A 22,700-nucleotide genomic window follows, 5' to 3' on the forward strand; every position below is an offset into this window, starting at 1 on the left:
GCCTTGTCTGTCCCTGAACGGGTCGAACTCCGGCTTCTTTATGCCCGCTGCGACCGGCACGCCCTCGCCCCTGCTGCAACGGGTGTGCAGGCTCGCCAATCCGCAAAGCACGCGCACCACGCGGAGTCGGCGGCCACCCGCCCCCTCTGCCGCGCCAACAACGCGAGGTGGCAAGCACCGACACCCAGTAGCGATCCGATCAGTTTCACTTCAGCGTCCGTTGTCGGCGCGGCGCTGGCGCAGCGTCTCGCGCAGCGCATCGACGCCCACCGTCCACTCAAGATTGGGGTTGGCGCCGCGTGGGGCATGCGAGGTCTCGCACTCGGTCACGCACTGGCCGCACTGCACGCAGGAGAACATCAGGCGCTTGACATTGCGCGGCTTGAGCCGCATCGGGCAGGCCGTGTCGCAGGCTGCGCCCTCGGGAGACTTTGCGGTGCTGCAGTCGCGGCAGTCGCGGGCGCGTTCGCGGGCGAAGGCCACCACCAGGGCGCGCGGATTGGCCATCCAGGCCAGGCTCTGGAACAGACCGACGGCGCAGCCGAAGCGGCAGAACAGATGACGGGCCAGCAGCAGCTCGGCGCTGAACACCGCTCCGGCGATGACGATGAAGCGAGCCTGGTTGGGCGTCAAGGTGCCGCCGAAAAGGTTGCCCCAGATCAGTGCCGGCGGCAGCAGATAGGTCAGCAGCGTGATGGACCACAGAAAGCCGAAGAACAGGCAGCTGATCAGGAACAGGGGCCACCAGCGGCGCTGCGGGCTGCGGCCGGTCTTGGCCGTGGCCTGTCTGTCCCAGAGGCTGAACCTGCCGGTGGCGCGGTGCAGCAGGTCGTTGAGCGTCTCGACCAGCGAGAAGTGCGGGCACAGCCAGCCGCAGTAGATGCGGCCATGGCGCCATGCCACCGTCATGAAGCCGGCCACGAACAGCAGGGCCGGCAGGATGCCGCGCAACAGTATCGAGGCCGCCGCCTCATTGGCGCTGATTTCGCCGCGCACAAAGGCATCAATGCCAAGCGACCAGCGAAAGCCCAGGAACCAGAGCTGGGTCTCGCCCAGGTCGAAGCGCAGCAGGTTCAGCGCCGGAGCGAGCAGGAACAGCGCGAAAAAACCCAGCTGGGTGGCGCGGCGCAGGCGCTGCAGGCGCGCCATGCGGCCCACCTGCGTCAAAGGCGGCGCGGCCAACACCATCTCCGCAGCTTCGCGGCGCTTGGCGCTACACATGACGCGTTCGAATTTTGAGGCGGCAGGGACGAGGGCGCGCCAATCCGCAAAGCACGCGGGGGCGGCGGCCACCATCGTATCCGCAGAGGGGGCGGGGGACCGGCCACTGCGGGCATAAAGAAGCTGGAGGTCGGGCCGAAGGGACCGGCCCAAGCTTCAGCCCGCAGTGGCCGGCCCCCCGCCCCCTCTGCCGCACCAACAAAGCGAGGCGCCATGGACCGGCAAGTGGCGGCGAATCGATCCCGTGCACTTCAGGCACCACCAACCACCGCTGCCACCACCTCGGCGAGCGCGACGGCAGTTTCGGCATCATCGGTCAGCGCATCGACGATGGCTGCCTGGCAGGCCTGCTCCACGCTCAGGCCGGCAACGGTCAGCCGTGCAGCCATCACCAGCAGGCGTGTGCTGGCGGTTTCTTCCAGATCGTGTTCGGTCAGCCGCCGCAGTGCCTGCGCCAGGCGCACCAGCCGGCTTGCCTGCTCGGCCGTGCAGCCGCTCTCGGCCTGGACGATGGACTGCTCCACCTCCGGCTTGGGATAGCCCAGGCCCAGCGCGACGAAGCGCTGGCGGGTGCTGGGCTTGAGCCCCTTGAGCAGGTTCTGGTAGCCGGGGTTGTAGCTGATCACCAGCATGAAGCCAGGTGCGGCGTCGAGCAGCTCGCCGGTGCGCTCGATCGGCAGCTGGCGCCGGTCGTCGGCCAGCGGGTGCAGGACCACGGTGGTGTCCTTGCGCGCCTCGACCACCTCGTCGAGGTAGAGAATCGCGCCCGATCGCACCGCCCTTGTCAACGGGCCGTCGCACCAGCGGGTGTCGCCACCTTCGATCAGATGGCGGCCCACCAGGTCGGCGGCGCTGAGGTCGTCGTGGCAGCTGACCGTCACCAGCGGACGGCCCAGCCGTGCCGCCATGTGCTCGACCAGCCGCGTCTTGCCGCAGCCGGTGGGGCCCTTGATCAGCAGGGGCAGGCGGCTCGCATGGGTCCGCTCGAACAGCCGGCACTCACCGGCCTGTTCTGCATAGTAGGGCAGTTCGCTCAGGAGCCGCGCGCTGCTCATTTCCATCACGCGGTCCTCAGCCGGGCATTGGCCGGCACTTCATCCTCTTCGACTCCGGGGCCGACGAAGAAGCTTGCCAGGTAGACCAGCAGGCCGGCCAGGAACATCACCCCGCCGCCAACGCGTATCCAGTAGAAGAAGCGCAGCTGGTCCTGCGTGGCCATGAAGCTCATCGCGCCCTCGGTGGGCATGCGTTGCAACCAGATCTGCAGCACGCCGGCGCCGGTCAGGGCCAGCACCATCACCGCCATGCCTATGGTCATGATCCAGAAGCTCCACATCTCGTAGCCCTGGGCACGGCGCGAGTTGGCCTCGCGGCCGCGCAGTATCGGCATCGCGTAGCTGATCATCGCGATCACCACCAGCACGTAGGCGCCATAGAAGGCCAGGTGGCCGTGGGCCGCGGTGATCTGGCTGCCGTGGGTGTAGTAGTTCACCGGGCTGAGCGTGTGCAGAAAGCCCCACAGGCCGGCACCCAGGAAGCCCATCACCGAGCAGCCGACGGCCCACAGCACGGCGGCCTGGTTCGGATGCTCGCGCTTGCGACGCTGCACCATATTGAAGGCGAACAGGGTCATCATGAAGAAGGGCACGGGCTCCAGTGCACTGAACACGCTGCCCACCCAGTGCCAGTAGCCCGGCAGGCCGATGAAGAAGAAGTGGTGGCCGGTGCCCAGGATGCCGGTGACCAGGGCCATGGTGACGATCAGGTACAGCCACTTGTCGATCACCTCGCGGTCCACGCCGGTGGTCTTGATCAGCACAAAGGCCAGCAGCGCGCCCAGTATCAGCTCCCAGGTGCCCTCCACCCAGAGGTGGACGACGAACCACCAGTACATCTTGTCGCGCACCAGATTGCTGGGGTTGACGAAGCTGAACAGGAACATCAGCGCCAGGCCCCACAGGCCCATCAGCAGCACCAGGGTGATGGCGGTCTTGCGGCCCTTCAGCACCGTCATGCTGATGTTGAACAGAAAGGCCAGCGCGACGATGACGATGCCGACCTTGGTCGGCAGCGGCTGCTCCAGGAACTCGCGGCCCATGGTGGCCAGGAAGTCATTGCCGGTCATCTGGGCCAGGGTGGCGTAAGGCACCAGCAGATAGCCCAGTATGGTGGCGGCACCGGCGGCCAGGAAGACCCAGAACAGGATCTTGGCCAGCAGCGGGCTGAAGAGCTCGGTCTCGGCCTCTTCGGGCACCAGGTAGTAGGCCGAGCCCATGAAACCCATCAGTAGCCACACGATCAGCAGATTCGTGTGCACCATGCGGGCGATGTTGAACGGTATGGCCGGGAACATCAGGTCCCCGATCACATACTGCAGGCCCAGGGTCAGGCCGAAGACGATCTGGCCGACGAAGAGTGCGAGCGCGCCGATGAAGTAGAGCTTGGAGACGGACTGCGACTGGAATTTGAGGGTGGCGGTTTTCATGTTGTTCTCTCCTCAACCTTCAATGTTCGGCGGCCACTTCTCAGTGTTCACGCCATTGGTCCATTTGAGGAACTCGACCATGTCGTCGAGCTGCGCGTCGGTCAGATTGAAGTTGGGCATCTGGCGGCGGCCCGGCGCACCGGTGGGCTGGGACTTGATCCAGGCCTTGATGAACTCGGGCCCCCGGCGCTTGTAGACATTGCCCAGCTCGGGCGCGAAATAGGCGCCCTCGCCCAGCAAGGTGTGGCAGCCGATGCAGTTGCGCGTTTCCCAGATGTGCTTGCCGCGCACCACGGCCGGGGTGATGGCGGCGGCGTTCGATCGCTCGGGTATGCGTTGCTCGGTATCAAAGATCAGCACGGCGAACAGCAGCACGAAGAACAGGGTGCCGCCATAGAAGATGTTCCGTGCCATCTGGCTGGTGAAGCCTCGGCTCATGGTTTTGCTCCGATGTGGGATGAGATGTCAGTAGCCTAGTGATTTGCTAGGGAATTTCCTTGAACAGGAACAAGGAAGCGGGAGCTTGGGTCCGCCGCGGGTCGGTGTCCGCGCCTGTGCTGAACGGCCTGCTCGTCCTGGTCCGGTTGGCTTCGGGCGACGCGGCAGATCTCGCTGGGCGGCAGGTCCACCACCGGCGAGCTGGCACGGGCGCTGAACAGCAGCGGGCTGGCGGCGGCGCAGGCCAGCGCCAGCAGCGCCGCCATCGGTAGTGCCTTGAACATGAGCGCTGGCTACATGCGGCTGTCGTGCAGTGCGCCACCGCTGAGGTCCACCATCTCGGGCTTGACCTCGGCATAGCGCAGCATTCGCCCGCCGTAGCGGGCGATGAACTTCTGCGCATCGGCCTCCTGCTTGAAGCTGGCCACGGTGGGACCCATCGAGCCATGGCGCTTGCTGCCCAGCACGTAGAAGCCGGTCTTGGCGTCGAACCAGTGGCCGCGCGGCTGCTCCCAGTCGGCCTGGCCCATGTCCTGCACAAAGACGGCCAGGATGGGCCTGACCTGCTCGGGTCTGAGCAGGGTGTTGAACATCTCGACCGTGTCGCAGTACCAGGTCGGCTTTGGCGCGCCGCTGAAGTGGATCTGCGCCTTGGGGCCGGGGTAGTCGGCCAGCAGCATGCCGTCCAGGTCGCAGGTGCTGCTCGGGTCTATCTCGACGGCGGCGAGCTGGGTGCTGGTCTTGTCGCCGCAGGCGGCAAGCACAGCGCTGCCGGCCAGGGCGGCGAACAGCCACTGACGACGGGTGAGGATGTTCATGAGCGGAATCTCCAGGTGGCGAGGGCCAGGGGCGCACCGATCCAGGCCAGCATGGCGCAGCCCATCAGCCAGGGATTGGCGAGGGCGGGGGGCACGATGCTGGCCAGGCCGTAGAGGCTGCGCACCTGGTCCAGTGAAAAGACATTGAGGATGCGGAAGATGTCGGTCGGGTTGAGCAGCAGCAGATAGGCCAGGGCCTGGCCGCCAAATTCACCGCCGCTGGCCACCAGCAGGCCCAGCATCAGCAGATCGAACACCAGCACCAGGCCGAACCACAGCGCGATCGCCAGGCCCGAGGCCTTGGTGCGCTCGCGCGTCAGCACCGAGATCAAGAGGGCCAGGCTCAGGAAGGCCAGGCCCAGCAGCACCGAGCTGAACACGAAGCCGAGGTAGTGGTAGAGACCGGGCCAGCCGAACTGGCGGAACAAGAGCAGGCCGTCCAGCGCAAAGCCGATCACGGTGGACAGCGTCAGCGCCGCAGCCAGGCCCAGGTACTTGCCCAATAGCAGTTCCAGCCGGGTGATGGGCAGGGCCAGCAGCAGGTCCAGCGAGCCGCGCTCACGTTCGCCGACGATGGCGTCGAAGCCCAAGAGCAGGGCGATCAGCGGGATCAGATAGATCACCAGGCTGACCAGGCTGGCGATGGTGAATTCGATCGAGCGCGGCCCGAGCTGCCCCTGCTGGGCCGCGCCGAAATAGGTGATGACCAGCGAGAACACGGTGAACACCAGCGCGACGGCCAGCACCCAGCGGTTGCGCATGCGGTCGCGGAACTCCTTGCCCGCCAGGGTGGCGAGCTGGCGCCATTCGATGTCAGGCATGTGGGCCCCTCAGTCCGAAAAATACGTCCTCCAGCGAGGGCTCCTGAATCTGCAGATCGAGCAGCAGGTCGCCCAGCGGTGCGAGTGCGGCCAGCACGGACATCTTGGCCGTGCGCGGGCAGCTGATCAGCTGCTGCCCCGGTTGGCCCGCCACGGCGCTCAGGCTCAGTCCGGGCACTACGCCCAGGCAGCTGCGCAGCAGCTCCAGCGCCGACGGCGGCAGGCGCAGCACGATGTGCAGCGGCATGTCCTGCTGCTCGCGCAGCTCCGGCACGCTGCCGAGCGCCTGCACCCGGCCGCTCACCATGATGGCCAGCCGGTCCACCCGCTCCTGCAGCTCGGCCAGGATGTGCGAGGTGATCAGCACCGTCACGCCCTGGTCGCGCAGCTCGTGCAGGATGGCGTAGAACTCGCGTATCGCCGCTGGGTCCAGGCCGTTGCTGGGTTCGTCCAGGAACAGCACCTGCGGCGCGCCGAGCAGGGCCTGGGCAAAGCCCAGGCGCTGGCGCATGCCCTTGGAGTATTCGCGCACCGGACGCCTGGCCGCGGCGGCCAGGCCCAGGCGCTCCAGCAGTGGCGCGCAGCCCGCGAGGTCGGCGCCCTTGAGCCTGGCGAAGAAGCGCAGCGTCTCGATGCCGCTGAGGTTGTCGTACAGCGCCAGGTGCTCTGGCAGGTAGCCGATCTGCCGGCGGGCGGCGCGGAAGTCGCGGCCGCGCACCGAGGCGCCAGCGATCGCGATCTCGCCGCTGCTGACCGGCAGCAGGCCCAGCATCATCTTGAACAGGGTGCTCTTGCCGGCGCCGTTATGGCCGATCAGGCCGAACAGCTCGCCGCGACGCACGCTCAAAGAGACGCCGTCGACCGCGTGCACGGCGCCGAAATGCTTGGTCACGTCACGCAGCGCGATGGCCGCGGGCACCTCATTGACCGGGGTAGTGCTTGTCACGCCAGAGGCTCCAGTTCTTGTGGGTCGGCTGCATTTGCGGGTGGGCGTCAACGACGCTGGGCACGCGCAGCACAGGGAATTGCTGACCGACCAGGCGCAGCGCCTGCACGGCCGGGCTGGCCAGCAGCAGCTTCATGCTCGGGTGCCGGAAGCTCAGCCGGTCCACCATGTCATTGGCCTCATAGGGCAGGTCGCCGACGCCGTCGCCGTTGCGGTCCCAGCCGAGGTAGTTGCTCCAATGGTTTCCGCCTGCGATAGCGCCTGGTTTGGCACCCCAGGGTTCGTCTCGCGCGCCGACATAGCGCACCTGCTCGCGGTTGGCGATGAAGTCGTTGCCCTGGACGACGTTGCGCGTCGAGCCGGCCGACAGATGCACGCCGACATGGTTGTCGACGACCAGGTTGCCGCGCAGGGTGGCGTACTCGACGTCGTAGATGAACAGGCCGCGGTTGTTGCCGGCGACCACATTGTTCTCGACCACCGAGTCCTGCAAGGTGCGCAGCATGATGCCGTGGTCGGAGTTGCCCCAGGTGCGGTTGTTGCGCACCACCTGGTTGCGCACCTCCATCAGGGCCAGGCCGCCGCGGTTGTAGTAGCTGTCGTTGTCCTCCCACAGGTTGTAGTAGGAGTTCATATAGTGGCTGCCGTAGCGGCTGTGGTGCAGCTTGTTGCCGCGGAAGATCGCCTGGTGCGACACATCGACATACAGCGCATCGCGCACGAAGCCGATGTTGTTGCCGATGATGCGTGCACCGGTGGTGTTGTAGAGCTGCACGCCGTTGCCGCGCTGCGAGGAGTTGTACTCGCGCTTGCCGGTGATCAGATTGCCCTCAATGCGCACGTCGTTGGCCTTCTCTATCCACAGGCCGAACAGGTTGTAGGTCAGGTCGCAGCGCTGCACCACGGCGCGGTGGGCGCCGGGGCGGATGTAGATGCCGGCGTTCTGGTCCTTCAGGCTGTCGCCCGAGTCGCGCACGATCAGGCCCTCGATCACCACATCGGGCGCCGTCACCCGTATCGTGTCGCCGCGCTGGCCGCCGCTGAGCGTGGGGCGCTGGAGGCCGCGCAGGGTCAGCGGCTTGGTGATCAGGAAGTTGCCGGTATAGAAGCCGCGCTCGACCTCGACCACATCGCCGGCCTTGGCCGCGTCCAGCACCGGCTGCAGGGCCTCGCCGGGCTTGACGCGCAACGTCGCCGCCTGCGCACCCAGCAGGGTCATGCACAGCGCAACGAGGGCCAGGACTTGCCTCATGCCGGCACCAGCCCCAGGGCCTTCAGCGTCAGGAACAGCGCCGCGCCGATCAGCAGGTTCTTGAAGCCGACATAGCTGAGCATGTCCATCACGCTGGCGCGGCGGTAGTTGCCTTGCCACCAGGGGCCGTCCTTGACGTAGCGCTTGCCGGCCAGGCGTATCAGCACCTCATAGACGCTCCAGCCGAACCACCAGCCGATGATGGCGCTGGCGGACAGCCTGCCGGTGCCGGCCAGCACCCAGGCCAGGCTGGCCGCGATGGCCAGCGAGAAGCCGGCGATCTGCAGGCCGCGCTGCGTCTTCCAGCCTTCGGCACTCCAGGGCCAGAGGTGGTCGACCAGTTCCAGCCACAGCCACCTGATGCCGGTGGCATCGGCCTTGTGCGGCGGCGTTGCCGGATCGGTGGGCATGCGCGGGTCGGGACCGTTGGCCACCTTGGGGTTCATCGCCGGCATCGGATGGATGGGGATGAAGTAGCCGTCACGGCCGATCGGCGTGATCTCCAGGCCGTCGCGCTCGCGCCGCTTGCGCTCCTTGGACAGCGGCGGGCAGCCCTTCGCATCGGTGTAGAGCACCATGCAGTCCAGGCAGTGCAGGCATTCGCGGTGGTCGATGCGGCCATCGGCGTCGATCGCCTGGGCGCCGCATCCCACTGCACAGGCCTTGCAGCTGTTGCAGTCCTGCTTGCGCTTCAGACCGAACCAGCGGAAGGTGCTGGGCATGGCAAGCGAGGCGCCCAGCGGGCAGATGTATTTGCAGTAGGGCCGCTCGATGAACAGCGACACACCCAGGATCGCGGCCACAAACAGTCCGTAGGGCCAGGCGCGGTTCGTCACGCCCACCAAGAAGGTGGTCTTGAAGGGTTCGACTTCGGACAGTTTCTCGGCCAGGCCCATGTCGAACATCGAGACCGCCAGCAGGGCGAAGAAGATCGCGTACTTGAGCCATTTGAGCCGGTCGTGCACGGCCTGCGGCACGGGCTTCTGCCAGCGCTTGAGGCCCAGCTTGCGCCCGATCTTGAAGATCGCTTCCGACAGCGAACCGAACGGGCACATCCAGCCGCAGAACAGGCCGCGGCCGAACAGGAACACGGTCAGGATGATGAAGATCCAGAACAGGAAGATGAAGGGGTCGCTCAGGAACAGCGACCAGGTCCAGTTGAACAGCAGCGAGTGGAACCAGGTCAGCACCTGGGTGATCGAGGGCTGGGCCATCGCGCCGAAGCCGACGAAAACGATGCTGATGGCCCAGGCGCTGTACTTGAAGGCATTCACCGGCCATTTGTTCTTGTGCGTGGACCGCCGGGTCAGCGCTTCGCGGAAGGCATAGACCACGGTCACCGCCACCAGCAGCAGGGCGAATAGCGCGATCTCGATGGCGCGCGTCTTCCACACCTGAACCCAGGGCGCGGCGGCCTCTTCGATGACCGGACGGCCGCCCTGCAGCAGCTCGTCGGACAGCCAGTAGTTCGCATCGAAGACGGTGAAGCTGCGCGTGCCGGTGGCACGGTCCACCCGGTTGCCCAGAAAGGCCAGCTTCCACGGATAGGAAGCCGAGAATGCCTTGCTGCGGATGACGAAGATCGCCGACTCGTTGAAGGCCGGTGCGCCGGCCGCCTCCAGCCCGTAGAGGTTCAGATAGTCGAGGTCGCGGAAGGTGAACGAGTCGGCGCCCTGCTTGACCTGCACGCGGTCATAGATGCCGCCGCGCACAAAGCCCGAGCCCTTGAACGATTCGACGCCACCGGTGCGCACGACAAACAGTGCATGCTCGCCCGGCTTCAGCTGCCCCTGCAGATTGCTGCGGCCCAGCTCGCCCAGCAGGCTGCGCGCGAGGTCGGGGTGGTTCAGATCACCGAACCACAGCTCGATGAAGGGCTCGCCGGAACGCTCAAGGCCCACCTGTTCGGGTTTGACGAGCAGTCGCTGCACGGCGCCGAGCTTGACCAGCTCGGCCCAGCTCAGGGGCTTGCCGCGCTCCAGGTACTTGGCCGGCTCGCGCACGGTGGGCGCGAGGATGCCGACCTGGCGGGCCACGGCGGTGCCCGAGGTCATCATCACCTGGTTCTGCGCGATCACGGTGACGGTGGCGCCCGAGATGGCGTCCACGCCCAGCACGCCCTCGTCGGGGCGCGACTGACCGACCTCGATCTTGTCGGCCACCGACTTGCCGAGGTATTGATCATTGAATTTCAGCAGCGCCGATTCCGGTATGCCCAGCAGCAGGATGGGCTCGGAATGCTTGAGCACCTTGACGCCGACAAAGCGGCCCTTGATGTCCATGCCAATCAAGGTGACGACCGGCTTGCCCGAGTAGGCGGGCGTGTCGGTGATGTCGGTGGACAGCATCACATAGCCCAGCAGCGGCTTCTTGCCGGCTATCGGGTCTCCATAGGCCTCGACGTAGGGCGGTGAGCCGATGCGCTCGGAGAAGCTTTTCGCGCCGGGGAACACCGCCGCGCAGGGCAGCAGCGCGCACATGTCCTTGGCCGTGGCCAGGTCGGCGGGCAGCTCGGCCTCGTAGGCGCCGCCGGCCGCATGGACTCGGCCGCCGCTCAGCAGGAGCGCCAGAAAAAACGCGGCCAGCAAGGCCGCGAACCGGTAATGTTGAAGCTGCATTTCTATCCCTGGCTGCGCCCCTGTGGCCGCGTGTGCTCGAGACACGCGGCCTGGGGCTGGCTCTATCAGGCTTCAACAATCATGCGAGTGCGCATCTCGAGATGCAGCGCATGGCAGAAGTGGGTGCAATAGCACCAGTAGACGCCCGGCTTGTCGGCCACAAAGCTGACCGAGGCCGTCTCCTGCGGATTGACGATGAAGTTGACGTTGTATTTCGGGATCGCGAAGCCGTGCGTCAGATCCTCGACCTTGTCCAGATTGGTCAGGATCAAGGTCACCTCGTCACCCTTCTTCAGCTTGAACTCGCGCAGGCTGAAGGCCGGTGCCTGGGAGGTCATCTTGACGGTAACCTTCTTGCCGTTGCGCACCACGCCCGAGTCCTTGGGATCCTTGATCGCCAGCGGGAAGTCATCCAGCGCATAGACCTGCTTCGGACGCACCAGATCACGCTTGAAGATGATGAAGTCATGGGGCTCGCCGCGTACCGGGTGGTCGGCCAGCAGCACCATCTTCTCGCCCGAGATGTCGATCAACTGCTCGTTCTCCGGGTGCAGCGGGCCAACGGGCAGGAAGCGGTCCTTGGAGAACTTGCAGCCCACGGCCAGGTACTTGCCGTCGGCCGCGATGGTCTCGGACTGCGAGGCGTTCAGGTGGCCCGGCTGGTACTGCACATCGATGCGGTCGACCACGTACTTGGCGGTCTTGTCGCCCTTGTGGAAGGCGATGGCCTTCTCTACGTTCCACTTCACCACCTGGCTGTCCAGGAACAGCGTGGTGTAGGCATTGCCGCGGCCGTCGAAGGCGGTGTGCAGCGGGCCCAGGCCCAGCTCGACCTCGGCGACGATGGCGTCGTCGAGCTTCTCCAGCTTGCCGTCGAACCAGTCCAGCACCTTGGCCAGCTCGATCACCGTGCCGGTGGGCGAGAGCTTGCCGGCGCAGATGAAGTACTTCTGGTCCGGGCTGGCATTGACGCCGTGCGGGTTCTTGGGCACCGAGACATAGGCGGTCAGCGCGGTCTTGGCGTCCTTGTTGGCCTCATGCGTGCCATCGACCACCGGCACCTTGGAGTCGCCATAGGTCTTGAACTTGCCGGCCTTGACCGCGGCCTCGATGCGGGCGACGTTGAAGAACAGGCAGGCGTCGCGTTCGGCGGACATCATGTCCTCGTATTTGGCACCCATCTCGGTGTTGTACTGGTTGGTCGCGGCCAGCTTGCCGTCGTACGAGGTGGCGGTCAGGTCGCAGTTGCCGTCGATCAGCACCTGCCAGCGCACCTCCATCGACTCGGCGTCGACGCAGGTGAACATCGAGCGGTACTTGCTGGCGTCATCGCTGCCGGTATTGGGCAGCGGGATCGAGAACTCGGCGCCGCAGAACACCCGCGTCGTGTAGTTGATGGCGGGATCGACCGGGTCGCGCTTGTCCGGGAAGATGCCGTGGAAGCCCTGCACATTGGGCAGCTCGGTGATCTTGTCGCAGACGAAGTAGTCGAGCCGGATGCGCGCGATGCGGCTGTTGATCTTGTCGTTGATCCAGGCGTAGCGGCCGTCGTAGTTGCCGTCCTTGTAGGAGGCATGAGTGTGATGGCTGTCGGCCACCGTGTACTTCAGGTTGCCGTCGGCCTTGGTGCCCATGATCTTCTTCGACTCGTTGGTCACGCCCCAGCCGACCAGCGCATCCGGCACGAAGCAGGGAATGCGATGGATCTCGCGGCCCGAGGGCAGGCCCAGCACGCGCATGTCACCGGTGTGGCCGCCGCTCCACAGGCCGTAATAGGTGTCCAGCTCGCCCGGCTTCAGGTGCGTGCTGTTGCTGGCGGCGTGCGCGCCACCGGTCGGGGCCGAACCTGCGGCTGGCGTGGCCGTGGCGGCGCTGCCGCCCTTGTCGGTACAAGCCACCACGCCGGCCAGGCTGGCCAGGGCGGCGGTGTTGATGAATTTGCGGCGGCCCGGGATGGTGGGGGGCAGGCCTGCGGTGTCTTTGCTCATGAGGAATCCTCGAAGGGTTGCCGGCACCTGGCGGGTCCGGTCTGGTTTGAAATATTCGTTGGCAGGCCGATGTTCGTGTTCTCCGCGATTTAAGGAATTGATGTGGATCAATTGCCTTTAAAAAGAATGAAATTTATGCACCTTTAAGCAGAAGGGGTATGGCTTCGAGGGCCGAATGGTTTCTAGAATCGCGTCAAACCTTCACGGAGAACCCCATGAGCCTGAAAACCAGAACCCTTTTGTTGATTTGCAGTGCCGTATTGATGGCTTGCGGCAAGCAGGAGGCCGCGGCACCTGTAGCAGCCCCCGCTGCAGCCCCTACGCCGGTGGCCGCAGCCCCGGCCGAGCCCGACAACGCACTGGGCAAGAGCGTGTTCGGCAAGACCTGCGCGATGTGCCATGCGGCCGGCGTGGCCGGTGCGCCGAAGCCGGGCGACAAGGCCGACTGGGGCCCGCGCATCGCCCAGGGCAACGACACGCTCTACAAGCACGCCCTGGAGGGCTACACCGGGGCCAAGGGCATGATGCCGCCGCGCGGCGGCGGCACGACACTGAAGGATGAGGAGGTCAAGGCTGCGGTGGACTACATGACGGCCCTGTCGCGCTGAGTGCGCATAGCGCGACACCACCCCATGAACTCACTGCCAAGCCCCGATCTCCTGCGCCGCCGCTGGCTGGCCGCGCTGCCGCTGCTGGCCACCGGCCTGTACCTGAATCCGGGACTGGCCCGTGGTCAGGCGGCCGGGGTGCACCAGGCCGCGCGCCCGCTGATGGGCACGCGGCTGGACATCACCGTGCAGGCCGATGACGCACAGACCGCTGGCCGGGCGATGGACGCGGCCTTCGTCGAGATGGGCCGCCTGGCCGACATGATGAGCCGTTATCCCGGCAGCCGTGCCACGAGCACGGTGCATGCCTTGCACGAGGCCGCGGGCCGCAGACCGGTGCCGGTGGCGCCCGAGATGCTGCAGGTGCTGAATATGGCAAAAACGATTTCTCAGCGCAGTGCCGGGGCTTTTGATATTACCGTCGGGGTATTCGACGGGTGGGGTTTTGATCCAGATCAAAAAAAGATACCGTCCATCGAAGATATTGCGCGTGAAATACCCCTGGTGAATCACCGGGATTTGATTATTGATAATAAATCAGCCAGCGCTTATTTAAGGCGGCCGGGTATGCGCATCGATTTGGGCGGTATTGCCAAACTGCCGATATTGCAGGCCGGCCTGCGCGTGTTGCAAGCCCATGGCATGGGCAGTGCCATGCTCAATGGCGGCGGTGACGTGCTGGTCAGCGGGCAGTTGCAGGGGCGCGATTGGCGCGTCGGCCTGCGTGACCCGCGCGACCCCAGCCGCCTGCTGGGCGTGGTGGGCTTGAGCGAGGGCTTTGTCGCCGCCTCGGGCGATTACGAGCGCTGCTTTGTGCGCAATGGCCGCCGCTACCACCACATCCTCGACCCCAAGACCGGCCAGCCGACGCAGGGGCCGCACGGCGTGACCCTGGTGTCGCGCCAGCTGGAGGCCATCAACGGCCTGGGCGCAGCCATCATGGTGGCCGGTGCCCGTGCCGGCCGGGAACTGCTGGCGCCGCTGGCCGGCGTCGATGCGCTGATCGTCGAGGCCGATCAGCGCCTGTGGCTGTCGCCGGGCATGGCGCGCCGTCTGCAGGTCTGAGCAACGCCGATGCAAGCGATCGTCCGCGGTCCTCGCTCCCCGGCGCCCGAACAGCTTGAGCACTGGCGCCTGAGCCTGCTGCTGGCCGCGCCGCACCGGCTGGCCTTTGGCGCCGCGGCCGCGATGCTGGCCCTGAGCGGGCTCTGGTGGTGCCTGGCCCTGGTGGCACAAAGCCAGGGCCGGCCGCTGACCTGGACCATCGCGCCGGCCATGGCCCATGGCCTGGTGATGAGCTTCGGCTTCATGCCGCTGTTCTTTGCCGGCTTTCTGTTCACCGCCGGCCCGAAGTGGCTGGCGCTGCCCGCCGTAGATGCCCGCCAACTGCTGGCACCTGTGCTGGCCCAGCTGGGCGGCTGGGGCGTGTTCATGCTCGGCGTGCATGGGCCTGAGCCGGCCTTTGGCGCGGCGCTGTGCGGCTTCGGCCTGGCCGCGGTGGCGCTGGGCTGGGGTCAGGTCTTGTGGCGCTTCATGGGCCTGCTGAGGCTCAGCGGCGCCGCGGATCAGCTGCATGCCCGGCTGATCGCCACCGGCGGCGTGCTGGGGGCACTGGCACTGTGGGCCGCCGCCCTCGGCCTAGCCACCGCCCGGCCTGCGCTGGTGCAGGCCGCCATCCATGTCTCGCTGTGGGGTTTTGCCGGCACTGTGTTTGCCGCGGTGTCGCACCGGATGATCCCCTTCTTTGCAGCCGCCGCGCTGCCTGCGCTCGATGCCTGGCGCCCGCGCTGGCTGCTGTGGGGCTGGACCGGGCTGTTCGCGCTGGAGGCTGTGGTCTTGCTGGCCGAGCTGCTGTGGGGCCCGCTGTCGCCGGCACTGCGCTGGCTGCAGGCGCTGCTGGAGGGGGTCGCCGGCATTGGCCTGCTCGCGCTGGCCCTGCGCTGGGGCCTGGTGCAGAGCCTGAAGCTGCGCCTGCTGGCCATGCTACATCTGGGCTTTGTCTGGCTGGGCCTGGCCCTGCTGCTGATGGCCGCCTCCCATGGCCTGATTGCCGCCACCGAGGGTCGGCTGTCGCTCGGCCTGGCGCCGCTGCATGCCTACACGATGGGCTTTCTGGGCTCGACCCTGCTGGCCATGGTGACCCGGGTCAGCTGCGGCCATGGCGGCCGCACGAACACGGCCGACAACTTTATCTGGCGCCTGTTCTGGCTGCTGCAGCTGGCCGTGCTGCTGCGCGTGCTGGGCGGCGTGCTGCAGGCCGTCGGCCTGGGCGATGTCCTGCCGCTGCTGGCCTGGACGGCGCTGATCTGGGCGGCCGTGTGCATCGCCTGGGCGCTGCGCTATGGCCACTGGTATGGCCTGCCCCGCGTCGATGGTCGACCAGGGTAAGGCCCGCTCACTTTTTCGCTATCGGATTCATCATCATGTCTGCTGTGCGCAAGCCCGAACTCGTCTGCCCCGCCGGCTCGCTGCGGGCCCTTAAGCTGGCCATCGATGCCGGCGCCGACACCGTCTATCTGGGCCTGCGCAATGCCACCAATGCGCGCAACTTCGCCGGCCTGAACTTCGATGACGATCAGCTGCGCGAGGGCGTGGCCTATGCCCATCAGCGCGGGCGCCAGGTCTTGATGGCGCTGAACACCTTTGCCCGCGCCGACGATGTGCCGACCTGGCACGCGGCGGTGGACGCCGCCGTCGCGCTGGGCGCCGATGCGTTGATCGTGGCCGACATCGCGGTGATGGCCTATGCCTGCCGCACCCATCCGCAGCTGCGCCTGCATCTGTCGGTGCAGGCCTCGGCCACCAGCCACGAGGCGATCGCCTTCTACCGCCGCCACTACGGCATCCAGCGCGCGGTGCTGCCGCGGGTGCTGACCCTGTCCCAGGTCGGCCATGTGTTGCGCAACACCGATGTCGAGATCGAGGTGTTCGGCTTCGGCAGCCTGTGCGTGATGGTCGAGGGGCGTTGCGCGCTGTCCTCCTATGCCACCGGTCAGTCACCCAACAATGCCGGCGTCTGTTCGCCGCCCTCGGCGGTGCGCTGGAATGATCTGCCCGATGGCGTCGAGGCGCGTCTGAACGGCCTGCTGATAGACCGCTATGCCAAGGACGAGCCTCGCGGCTACCCGACGCTGTGCAAGGGCCGCTTCGACGTCAACGGCCAGCGCGACTATGCGATCGAGGAGCCGACAAGCCTGAACACCTTGGCCATCCTGCCGGAGTTGATTCAGATGGGCGTGCGCGCGATCAAGCTCGAGGGCCGCCAGCGCAGCCCCGCCTATGTGGAGCAGGTCACCCGCGTCTGGCGCCAGGCCATCGATGCGGCCGCCGCGGCGCCTGAGCGCTTTCGGGTCGAGCCCGGCTGGACCGCCGCGCTGGGCCATCTGGCCGAGGGCCAGCAACACACACTTGGAGCCTACGACAGACCATGGCGATGACACATTCCCACGCCGGTGCTGCGCCGGGCCCCTTCACGCTCAGCATAGGCCCGGTGCTGTACTACTGGCCACGCGAGACCCTGATGCATTTCTATGCCGAGGTGGCCGAGTCCGCCGCGCTGAGCGTGGTGCTGGGCGAGGTGGTGTGCTCGCGCCGGCACGAGATCAAACTGACCGACTGGCTGGCGCTGGCGCGCGACCTGAGCAGCGCCGGCAAGGAGGTGGTGCTGGCTACCCAGGCGCTGATCGAGTCCGAGGCCGATCTGCGCGCATTGCGCCGAATGGCCGAGCAGGGTGAGTTCCTGATCGAGGCCGGCGATGCCTCGGCGTTGAACCGGCTCAGCGAGATCGGCGCGCCCTTTGTGCTGGGCCCACACCTCAATGTCTACAGCCGGCCGGCATTGCAGGAGTACCAGCGCTTCGGCGCCACGCGCTGGGTGGCGCCGCTGGAGCTGTCATTGAGCGCGATTGGCCAGATCAATGCCGACGCACCGCTGATGCCCACCGAGGTGTTTGCCTACGGCCGCATGCCGCTGGCCTTCTCGGCCCGCTGCTTCACCGCCCGTCATCACAGGCTGAGCAAGGACCAGTGCGAGTTCCGCTGCCGCGACGATGCCGACGGCCTGCTGCTGTCCACCAGCGATGGCCAGCCCTTTCTGGTGCTCAATGGCATACAGACGCAATCGGCCGCCCGCACCTGCCTGCTGGGCCATAGGGATGAACTGCTGGCGGCCGGTGTGAGCCGGCTGCGCTTGTCGCCGTCGTCGGTGGACTTCGGCGTCGTCATCGACGCCTTCGATGCGGTGATGAACCGGGGCAAGGATGCCCGCCAGGCGCTGGCGATGCTGGACGCGGAGGCCCTGCCCGGCGGCTTCAGCGACGGATTTGCGCGGGGCCGCGCCGGCCTCGAATGGAGTGGGGCATGAGCGCGGCAACGCAGGGGGCACCGGCGCTGCTGAACGCCGTGGCCGCCCGGCTGAAGCCGGTGCTGCAGCGCCTGCCCATGCAACCGCCCAGCCTGGTTTTGGCAAAAGCCATGAACCACTGGCTGCTGCCCCGGCTGCCCGTTGATGCGCGTCAGGCGCTGTCGCATCGCGCGGTCGAGGTCTGCATCATCGATCTGGGCCTGAAGCTGCGGCTGCAGCTGGGCGAGCGCGGCTTTGCGCTGGCGCCCGCCCGTGCGCCGGTGGTGTTGCGCATTGCCGCCGCCGCGCCCGACTACTGGCGCCTGCTGCGCGGCCAGGACGATGCCGACCGCCTGTTCTTCGAACGCGCCCTGGTCATGGAGGGTGACACCGAGATGGGGCTGATGCTGAAGAACACGCTGGACGCGATCGGCCCGCTCTGGGTTTAGCGTTTCATTGCTGGTGTCACCAGCAGCCTGGCCGCCGGCAGCTTCAGCCCCTTCGTCGAAGCGCCGGCCGCCGGCACCTCGGCCCAGTTCGATTCGCCGACGGCGCAGACCTGACGCACCTTGAACCACAGTTCGCCGGCTTGCTCCGGCAGGCCGGCGCGCAGCTCGAATTCGTCGTACCAGGCATCTTGCAACTGGTCGGCCTCGGTCTGGGCCGTCCAGGTCACCTCGGCCAGTCCCTCGGTGACCGGCTTGCCATGGCTCTCGAACGGTTGGGCCAGCTTCTCCATGCGCAGGCTCAGGCGCCAGCCGGGCTTGGGCACCGGCTTGGCGCTGCGCAGGCCGGCAGGCAGGGTGACGACCAGCTGGCGCGTGGCCGAGCCATCGCAGCCATGGCCCACTTTCAGGACGGCCTTGTAGCTGCTGCCGGCCTCGGCCTCTTTTTGCTCCAGCACGATATGGGCTTGGGCCGTGCCGGCCAGGGCCAGCAGGCCCGCGATCAAAGTCTTGTTCATGATGTCGGGTCCTTGGTTCACAGATCGAAGCTCAGCTCGGCGCTGTAGCTGCGCTGGGGATAGGGGTGGAAGTTCCAGTACTTGTAGTTGTTCAGGTTGTCGATGCCGGCGGCAACGCTCCATTGCCTGTCGATGCGGTAGCGCAGGCGCAGATCGCCACTGAAGAACTTCGAGAAGCCCTGGTAGGCGAAGCCGTTGCCATCGCTGTTGTTGAGCGTGCCGTACTGGCTGCTGCCATAGCGCGCGCCGTAGCTGGCCGACAGCGCAGGCGTCAACGGGTAGCTGACAAGCAGGCTGGCGCGCCACTTGGGCACGCGCGGCTGCTGGCGGCCCTGGGTGTCGCCGGGCGCGGCGACGAAGCCGCTGTTCTCCTTGATCTTCGAGTCGGCATAGGTCAGGCTGGCCTGCAGCTCCAGACCCTTGACGAAAAGATCGCCGGCCTGCAGCGCCAGTTCGAAGCCGGTGGTGGCGATGCGGCCTATGTTCTGCACACTGGAGACCGTCTTGCCCTCGAACACGCTGGACTGCGAGTACAGCGCGTCGCGCGTGTCCTCGTGGAACAGGCTGGTGCGCAGCTGCTGGCCGCCCAGGGTCCAGATCGCGGCGAACTCGGTGGTCCAGCCGCGCTCGGGTTTCAGGCCCGGGTTGGTGGTCGGATCGCCGGGCACATAGACGCCCGCGGCGCTGACGCCGCCCTGGTAAAGCTCGCCGGCCGTGGGCATGCGCACGGCCTTGCCGGTCGAGAGCTTGAGGGTCAGGTCTTCAGCGGCCTGGTAGCCCAGGGCGGCCTTGGGCGAGAAGTGGCTTTCGCTGCGTGCCGCGTAGTCCACGCGGGTGCCATTGCTGGCGGTCTTGCTGCCGGCCAGCGCCTGCCATTGCTCCAGCCGGCCGCCGATCAGCGCCTTCAGCTTGTCATCGAGCTGCCAGGCGTCCTGCGCATAGAGGCTGCGCAGCTGGGTTCTGCCGCTGAAGGCGGTGAACAGCGCGGTGGGGGCGCCGTTGATCCAGTCGCCGGTGTCGCTGACCCGCTGCTGCCATTGATAGCGTTCCTGCTGCGCACCGAGCTCCACTTGATGAGCTGACTGGGCCGGGCGCCACACGCCGCGCGCGGCCAGTGTGGTCCAGCCGGTGCCCGACAGATCGGTGATGCGGCCGGCCCCGCCGGCATCGGCGCCGGGCCGGGCCAGCAGTGGCGAGCGGGCCAGGTCGCTGGCGTAGTCGTACCGGCTGGCGGCCAGCTCCCAGTCGAACACGCCGCGGGTCTGGCTCTTCAGCGAGAGGCCCTGCATGCGGTGCTCCAGCGCCTCGCGGCCCTGGCCGAAGTCATTGGCGGCCAGCGTGTAGGCCTTGCCGTCCAGGCTGATGGGCGTGGGCCTGGCCGTGCCGCTGTTGGCCGCAGCGGCATGGAAGGGCTGGCCGTTGGCGTCTCGCAGATAGCTGCTGGACTGGCCCTCCGAGCCGTTGCGCCACAGGCCGACCGTGTAGCTGGCGCGCAGGGTGGGACTCAGGTCGTAGGCGAGCTTGAGCTTGGCGTGGTCCTGCACCGTGTGGTACTGGGTGCCGGCGCCGATGATGACCCAGGGGGTGTTGCTCTTGTCCAGCCCGGCCACGCCACCGCTGACGATGGTGGTGCCGGCCGCGGCCGCGGTGCCGGACACCGGCTTGGTGACGAAGGTCAGCGGATGGCCCTCGCTGTCCAGCCGGTTGACATTGACCCACCAGCTGAGCCCGCCGCTGCGGCTGCCCAGCGAGGCGCTGGCCTGGTGGCCGCCATAGTTCTGGTGGGTGCTGTACAGGTCGAACGGTTGATGGAAGACGCCCAGCTTGGCGTGGGCCTCGAAGCTCTTGGGCATACGCGTCTGGTAGTCGACCACGGCGCCGACCGAGTTGCCGGCATAGGCGGCCGAGAAGGGGCCGTAGAGCACATCGACCCGGGCAATTTCTTCGGGCGTGACCAGGCCCCAGCGCGGCGTGAAGCCCGCGCCATTGCCCAGCAGGTTGCTCAGGAGGATGCCGTCGGCATAGACCAGCGAGCGGGCACTGTTGCCGGTGCCCGAGGCGCGGGTGGATAGCACGGCATGGTTGTAGTCGCCGATATAGCGCTTGCGCACCAGCAGGCTGGGCAGGTATTTGAGCGCATCCTCGGCGTCAGTGGCGTTGATGTGGCGCGCGATCTCGTCGGCGCTGATGCCCTCGATGGTCGTCGGGATATGGGTGGGCAGCGAGGTCAGCGCCGCGCCGGTGACGATCACCAGGCCCAGCTGGCGGGTGGGCGCGGTGGAGGAGGGGGCGCTGCTCTGCGCCAGCAGCAGCGGTGTTTCGACTTCATCTTCATCGCCGCAGCCCTCGCAGGCATGGGCGGTGTGCAGGGCCAGCAGCGAGCAGGCCAGGGCGACGCTGTGCAGCGTGGCCGGAATCCGGGTGTTCATGAGGTATCCGTGAGACGTCTGAGATCGTCCGGCGCGGCGGCCGTGACGACGGGGGCACGTGCCCCGACCTTCAAAGGCAGGGCAGCAGCGCCGCGAGCTTCAACTCAGGCGTTCAGCGGTGGGGCGCGGGCCGGCGCGGCGCGCCAGGCATGGGCCGTGTGCGGCGCGCTGTAGAAGCGCTCCGGCATGGCGAAGTCCAGGCCTTCGATCAGCAGCACGGGGGCGGGGGCCGGCGGCGGTGCCAGATCGGCATGGTGCAGATGGCACATCGCGCAGTGGCCGCTCAGCAGCATGTCCAGTGCCTCGCCCGGGCCCCGCTGCTGCGTGTCGCCGGCCGCTTGCGGGCTGACGGCGCTGCGGCAGATCTCCTGCCAGCGGTAGTCGCTCTTCAGATGACTGACCGCGGCGCTGATGGACGGCGCGAGCATGCCCAGCAGCAGGATCGCGATGGCGAACCAGGCTTGCAGTCGGTGGGGGCGCTTGAGGCTGTGCACGGGGCGCATTCTAGCCATGGCTGTGCCGGCGCCGGGTGAATCGGGCCTGCGGCGCCGGGTCTTGGCGCACCGGTCTGGGCCGCGCATGATCTGCATCAAACCGCCGTCCATGGGGTTTACTAATATAGGTACACTTTAAATGCACCTTTAGGCCCACCATGACCCAGACCACCGCCATCGACGTTCGCAGCATCGCCCCGCGCGACCGCCATCCGACCATTTTCTCGACCTTCCGCGGCCTGGCTAGCGGTGAGGCCATCGAGCTCGTCAATGACCATGATCCGCGCCCGCTGTACCACCAGCTGCAGGCCGAGTTCCCGGCCGGTTTCAGCTGGGACTACCTGGAGGCCGGGCCGGCCACCTGGCGCGTCAGCATCACCCGGCTCGGCGACGCACCCAAGAAGAGCGGCTGCTGCGGCTGCTGCGGCGGCGGCGCCTGAGCCGACACACAATCACGTCATGAGACTCACCAGCTTCACCGACTACAGCCTGCGCGTGCTGATCTATCTGGCCGCCGAGCCGCAGCGGCGCGCGACGATTGCCGAGATCGCCAACGCCTTCCAGGTCTCCGAGAACCACCTGACCAAGGTGGTGCACTTCCTGGGCAAGAGCGGTTGGCTGGCGAATGTGCGCGGCAAGGGCGGAGGGCTGGCGCTGGCGAAGTCGCCGGAGCAGGTGATCGTCGGCCATGTCGTGCGCGACACTGAGGGCGTGGCCCTGCCGGCCGAGTGCTTCAGCGTCGATGGCGGGCATTGCAGCATTGCCCCGGTCTGCCAGCTGCGCGATGTGCTGGGCGAGGCGGTGAACGCCTTCTACCTGGTACTCGATGCCTACACCCTGGCCGATCTGGTGCACAACCGCGAGGCCCTGGCCGGGGTGATGTTCATCCGGCCGGCGCAGGCGGGACCCCCGTCATGAATGCCGACGCGCCATCGACGACCGAGGCGGCGCCCTATCCCTACAGCGGCCCCGAGGCGCTGCGTCAGCCCATCCTGCAGGCGCTGACTTCCGTGGTGGACCCCGAGGTCTCGTTGAGCATTGTCGATGTCGGCCTGATCTATGGCGTGACGGTCGATGACGGCCGCGCCCATGTGCTGATCACCATGACCTCGGCCGCCTGCCCGGTCGCCGATGTGATCCTCGACGAGGTCGAGACCGCGCTGGACCGTGTCGTGCCCGCCGCGCTGCAGATCGCCGTCGAGCTGGTCTGGGAGCCGCCCTGGCATGCCGATCGCATGAGCGCGCGGGCCAAGCGCTTCATGCGCTGGTGAGACGC

General features: G+C 67.1%; 22 protein-coding genes. 9 read left to right on the forward strand and 13 right to left on the reverse strand.

Features of this window, described 5'->3' with window-relative positions; translation table 11 throughout:
* Positions 1–210: 210 nt before the first annotated feature.
* The 10 genes from DES47_RS12340 to nosZ form a co-directional block, all read right to left on the reverse strand.
* On the reverse strand, positions 211–1,221 hold the full coding sequence (locus DES47_RS12340) for a 4Fe-4S binding protein (protein WP_243748285.1): 1,011 nt from the start codon (positions 1,219–1,221) through the stop codon (positions 211–213).
* 251 nt (positions 1,222–1,472) lie between these two features.
* Positions 1,473–2,282: a CbbQ/NirQ/NorQ/GpvN family protein gene (locus DES47_RS12345; RefSeq protein ID WP_208114979.1), complete on the reverse strand. Its 810-nt coding sequence runs from the start codon at positions 2,280–2,282 to the stop codon at positions 1,473–1,475.
* Positions 2,282–3,706, reverse strand: coding sequence for a cbb3-type cytochrome c oxidase subunit I (locus DES47_RS12350; protein WP_133701016.1), 1,425 nt, complete (start codon positions 3,704–3,706; stop codon positions 2,282–2,284). Before DES47_RS12350 ends, DES47_RS12345 begins: the two co-directional genes overlap by 1 nt.
* Before the next feature lie 12 nt (positions 3,707–3,718).
* A complete protein-coding gene (locus DES47_RS12355) occupies positions 3,719–4,144 on the reverse strand; it encodes a c-type cytochrome (protein WP_133701017.1) in 426 nt (141 codons plus the stop codon).
* A 293-nt stretch (positions 4,145–4,437) separates the two neighbouring features.
* Positions 4,438–4,962 carry a nitrous oxide reductase accessory protein NosL gene (locus DES47_RS12365; RefSeq protein WP_133701019.1) on the reverse strand — a complete coding sequence of 175 codons (525 nt, stop codon included), beginning with the start codon at positions 4,960–4,962 and terminating at the stop codon, positions 4,438–4,440.
* Positions 4,959–5,783, reverse strand: coding sequence for an ABC transporter permease (locus DES47_RS12370; protein WP_208114980.1), 825 nt, complete (start codon positions 5,781–5,783; stop codon positions 4,959–4,961). The genes DES47_RS12365 and DES47_RS12370 overlap by 4 nt, the downstream gene beginning before the upstream one ends.
* On the reverse strand, positions 5,776–6,729 hold the full coding sequence (locus DES47_RS12375) for an ABC transporter ATP-binding protein (RefSeq protein WP_133701020.1): 954 nt from the start codon (positions 6,727–6,729) through the stop codon (positions 5,776–5,778). The genes DES47_RS12370 and DES47_RS12375 overlap by 8 nt, the downstream gene beginning before the upstream one ends.
* The gene (locus DES47_RS12380) at positions 6,704–7,981 is read right to left on the reverse strand and encodes a nitrous oxide reductase family maturation protein NosD (RefSeq protein WP_133701021.1); all 1,278 of its coding nucleotides are present in this window, start codon (positions 7,979–7,981) and stop codon (positions 6,704–6,706) included. The genes DES47_RS12375 and DES47_RS12380 overlap by 26 nt, the downstream gene beginning before the upstream one ends.
* Entirely contained in the window at positions 7,978–10,599 is a 2,622-nt protein-coding gene (locus DES47_RS12385; protein ID WP_133701022.1) for a NosR/NirI family protein, read from the reverse strand. Before DES47_RS12385 ends, DES47_RS12380 begins: the two co-directional genes overlap by 4 nt.
* A gap of 65 nt (positions 10,600–10,664) precedes the next feature.
* Positions 10,665–12,587: a TAT-dependent nitrous-oxide reductase gene (gene nosZ / locus DES47_RS12390; protein ID WP_133701023.1), complete on the reverse strand. Its 1,923-nt coding sequence runs from the start codon at positions 12,585–12,587 to the stop codon at positions 10,665–10,667.
* A gap of 215 nt (positions 12,588–12,802) precedes the next feature.
* Here nosZ and DES47_RS12395 point away from each other — a divergent pair, with 215 nt between their 5' ends.
* The 6 genes from DES47_RS12395 to ubiT are packed head-to-tail and all read left to right on the forward strand — an operon-like array spanning position 12,803 to position 17,986.
* Positions 12,803–13,195 carry a c-type cytochrome gene (locus tag DES47_RS12395; RefSeq protein ID WP_133701024.1) on the forward strand — a complete coding sequence of 131 codons (393 nt, stop codon included), beginning with the start codon at positions 12,803–12,805 and terminating at the stop codon, positions 13,193–13,195.
* Positions 13,196–13,219: 24 nt separating this feature from the next.
* A complete protein-coding gene (locus DES47_RS12400; protein WP_133701025.1) occupies positions 13,220–14,260 on the forward strand; it encodes an FAD:protein FMN transferase in 1,041 nt (346 codons plus the stop codon).
* A 9-nt stretch (positions 14,261–14,269) separates the two neighbouring features.
* Positions 14,270–15,583, forward strand: a complete 1,314-nt coding sequence (locus DES47_RS12405; protein WP_133701026.1) for an NnrS family protein — start codon at positions 14,270–14,272, stop codon at positions 15,581–15,583.
* Positions 15,584–15,618: 35 nt separating this feature from the next.
* Entirely contained in the window at positions 15,619–16,632 is a 1,014-nt protein-coding gene (gene ubiU / locus DES47_RS12410) for a ubiquinone anaerobic biosynthesis protein UbiU (RefSeq protein WP_133701027.1), read from the forward strand.
* Complete coding sequence (locus tag DES47_RS12415) at positions 16,629–17,558, forward strand: U32 family peptidase (protein WP_133701028.1); 930 nt, start codon at positions 16,629–16,631, stop codon at positions 17,556–17,558. The genes ubiU and DES47_RS12415 overlap by 4 nt, the downstream gene beginning before the upstream one ends.
* A complete protein-coding gene (gene ubiT / locus DES47_RS12420; protein WP_133701029.1) occupies positions 17,555–17,986 on the forward strand; it encodes a ubiquinone anaerobic biosynthesis accessory factor UbiT in 432 nt (143 codons plus the stop codon). The genes DES47_RS12415 and ubiT overlap by 4 nt, the downstream gene beginning before the upstream one ends.
* Here the strand turns inward: ubiT and DES47_RS12425 are convergent.
* From DES47_RS12425 to DES47_RS12435, 3 genes are all read right to left on the reverse strand, one after another.
* Positions 17,983–18,501 carry a YcnI family copper-binding membrane protein gene (locus DES47_RS12425; RefSeq protein WP_133701030.1) on the reverse strand — a complete coding sequence of 173 codons (519 nt, stop codon included), beginning with the start codon at positions 18,499–18,501 and terminating at the stop codon, positions 17,983–17,985. The two genes, ubiT and DES47_RS12425, sit on opposite strands and share 4 nt — an antisense overlap.
* Positions 18,502–18,518: 17 nt before the next feature.
* Positions 18,519–20,930: a TonB-dependent receptor gene (locus DES47_RS12430; RefSeq protein ID WP_133701031.1), complete on the reverse strand. Its 2,412-nt coding sequence runs from the start codon at positions 20,928–20,930 to the stop codon at positions 18,519–18,521.
* A gap of 104 nt (positions 20,931–21,034) precedes the next feature.
* Complete coding sequence (locus DES47_RS12435) at positions 21,035–21,424, reverse strand: DUF2946 family protein (RefSeq protein ID WP_166651971.1); 390 nt, start codon at positions 21,422–21,424, stop codon at positions 21,035–21,037.
* Between the two features lie 158 nt (positions 21,425–21,582).
* Here DES47_RS12435 and DES47_RS12440 point away from each other — a divergent pair, with 158 nt between their 5' ends.
* Genes DES47_RS12440 through DES47_RS12450 form a run of 3 tightly spaced genes read left to right on the forward strand, consistent with a single transcriptional unit; the run spans position 21,583 to position 22,695 of the window.
* A complete protein-coding gene (locus tag DES47_RS12440; protein ID WP_133701033.1) occupies positions 21,583–21,864 on the forward strand; it encodes a DUF2249 domain-containing protein in 282 nt (93 codons plus the stop codon).
* Positions 21,865–21,883: 19 nt separating this feature from the next.
* Positions 21,884–22,342: an RrF2 family transcriptional regulator gene (locus DES47_RS12445; protein WP_133701034.1), complete on the forward strand. Its 459-nt coding sequence runs from the start codon at positions 21,884–21,886 to the stop codon at positions 22,340–22,342.
* Complete coding sequence (locus tag DES47_RS12450; protein WP_133701035.1) at positions 22,339–22,695, forward strand: metal-sulfur cluster assembly factor; 357 nt, start codon at positions 22,339–22,341, stop codon at positions 22,693–22,695. The genes DES47_RS12445 and DES47_RS12450 overlap by 4 nt, the downstream gene beginning before the upstream one ends.
* The last annotated feature ends 5 nt before the right edge of the window (positions 22,696–22,700 follow it).

The sequence above is a fragment of the Roseateles toxinivorans genome, from assembly GCF_004362525.1.
Lineage (GTDB): Bacteria > Pseudomonadota > Gammaproteobacteria > Burkholderiales > Burkholderiaceae_C > Paucibacter > Paucibacter toxinivorans.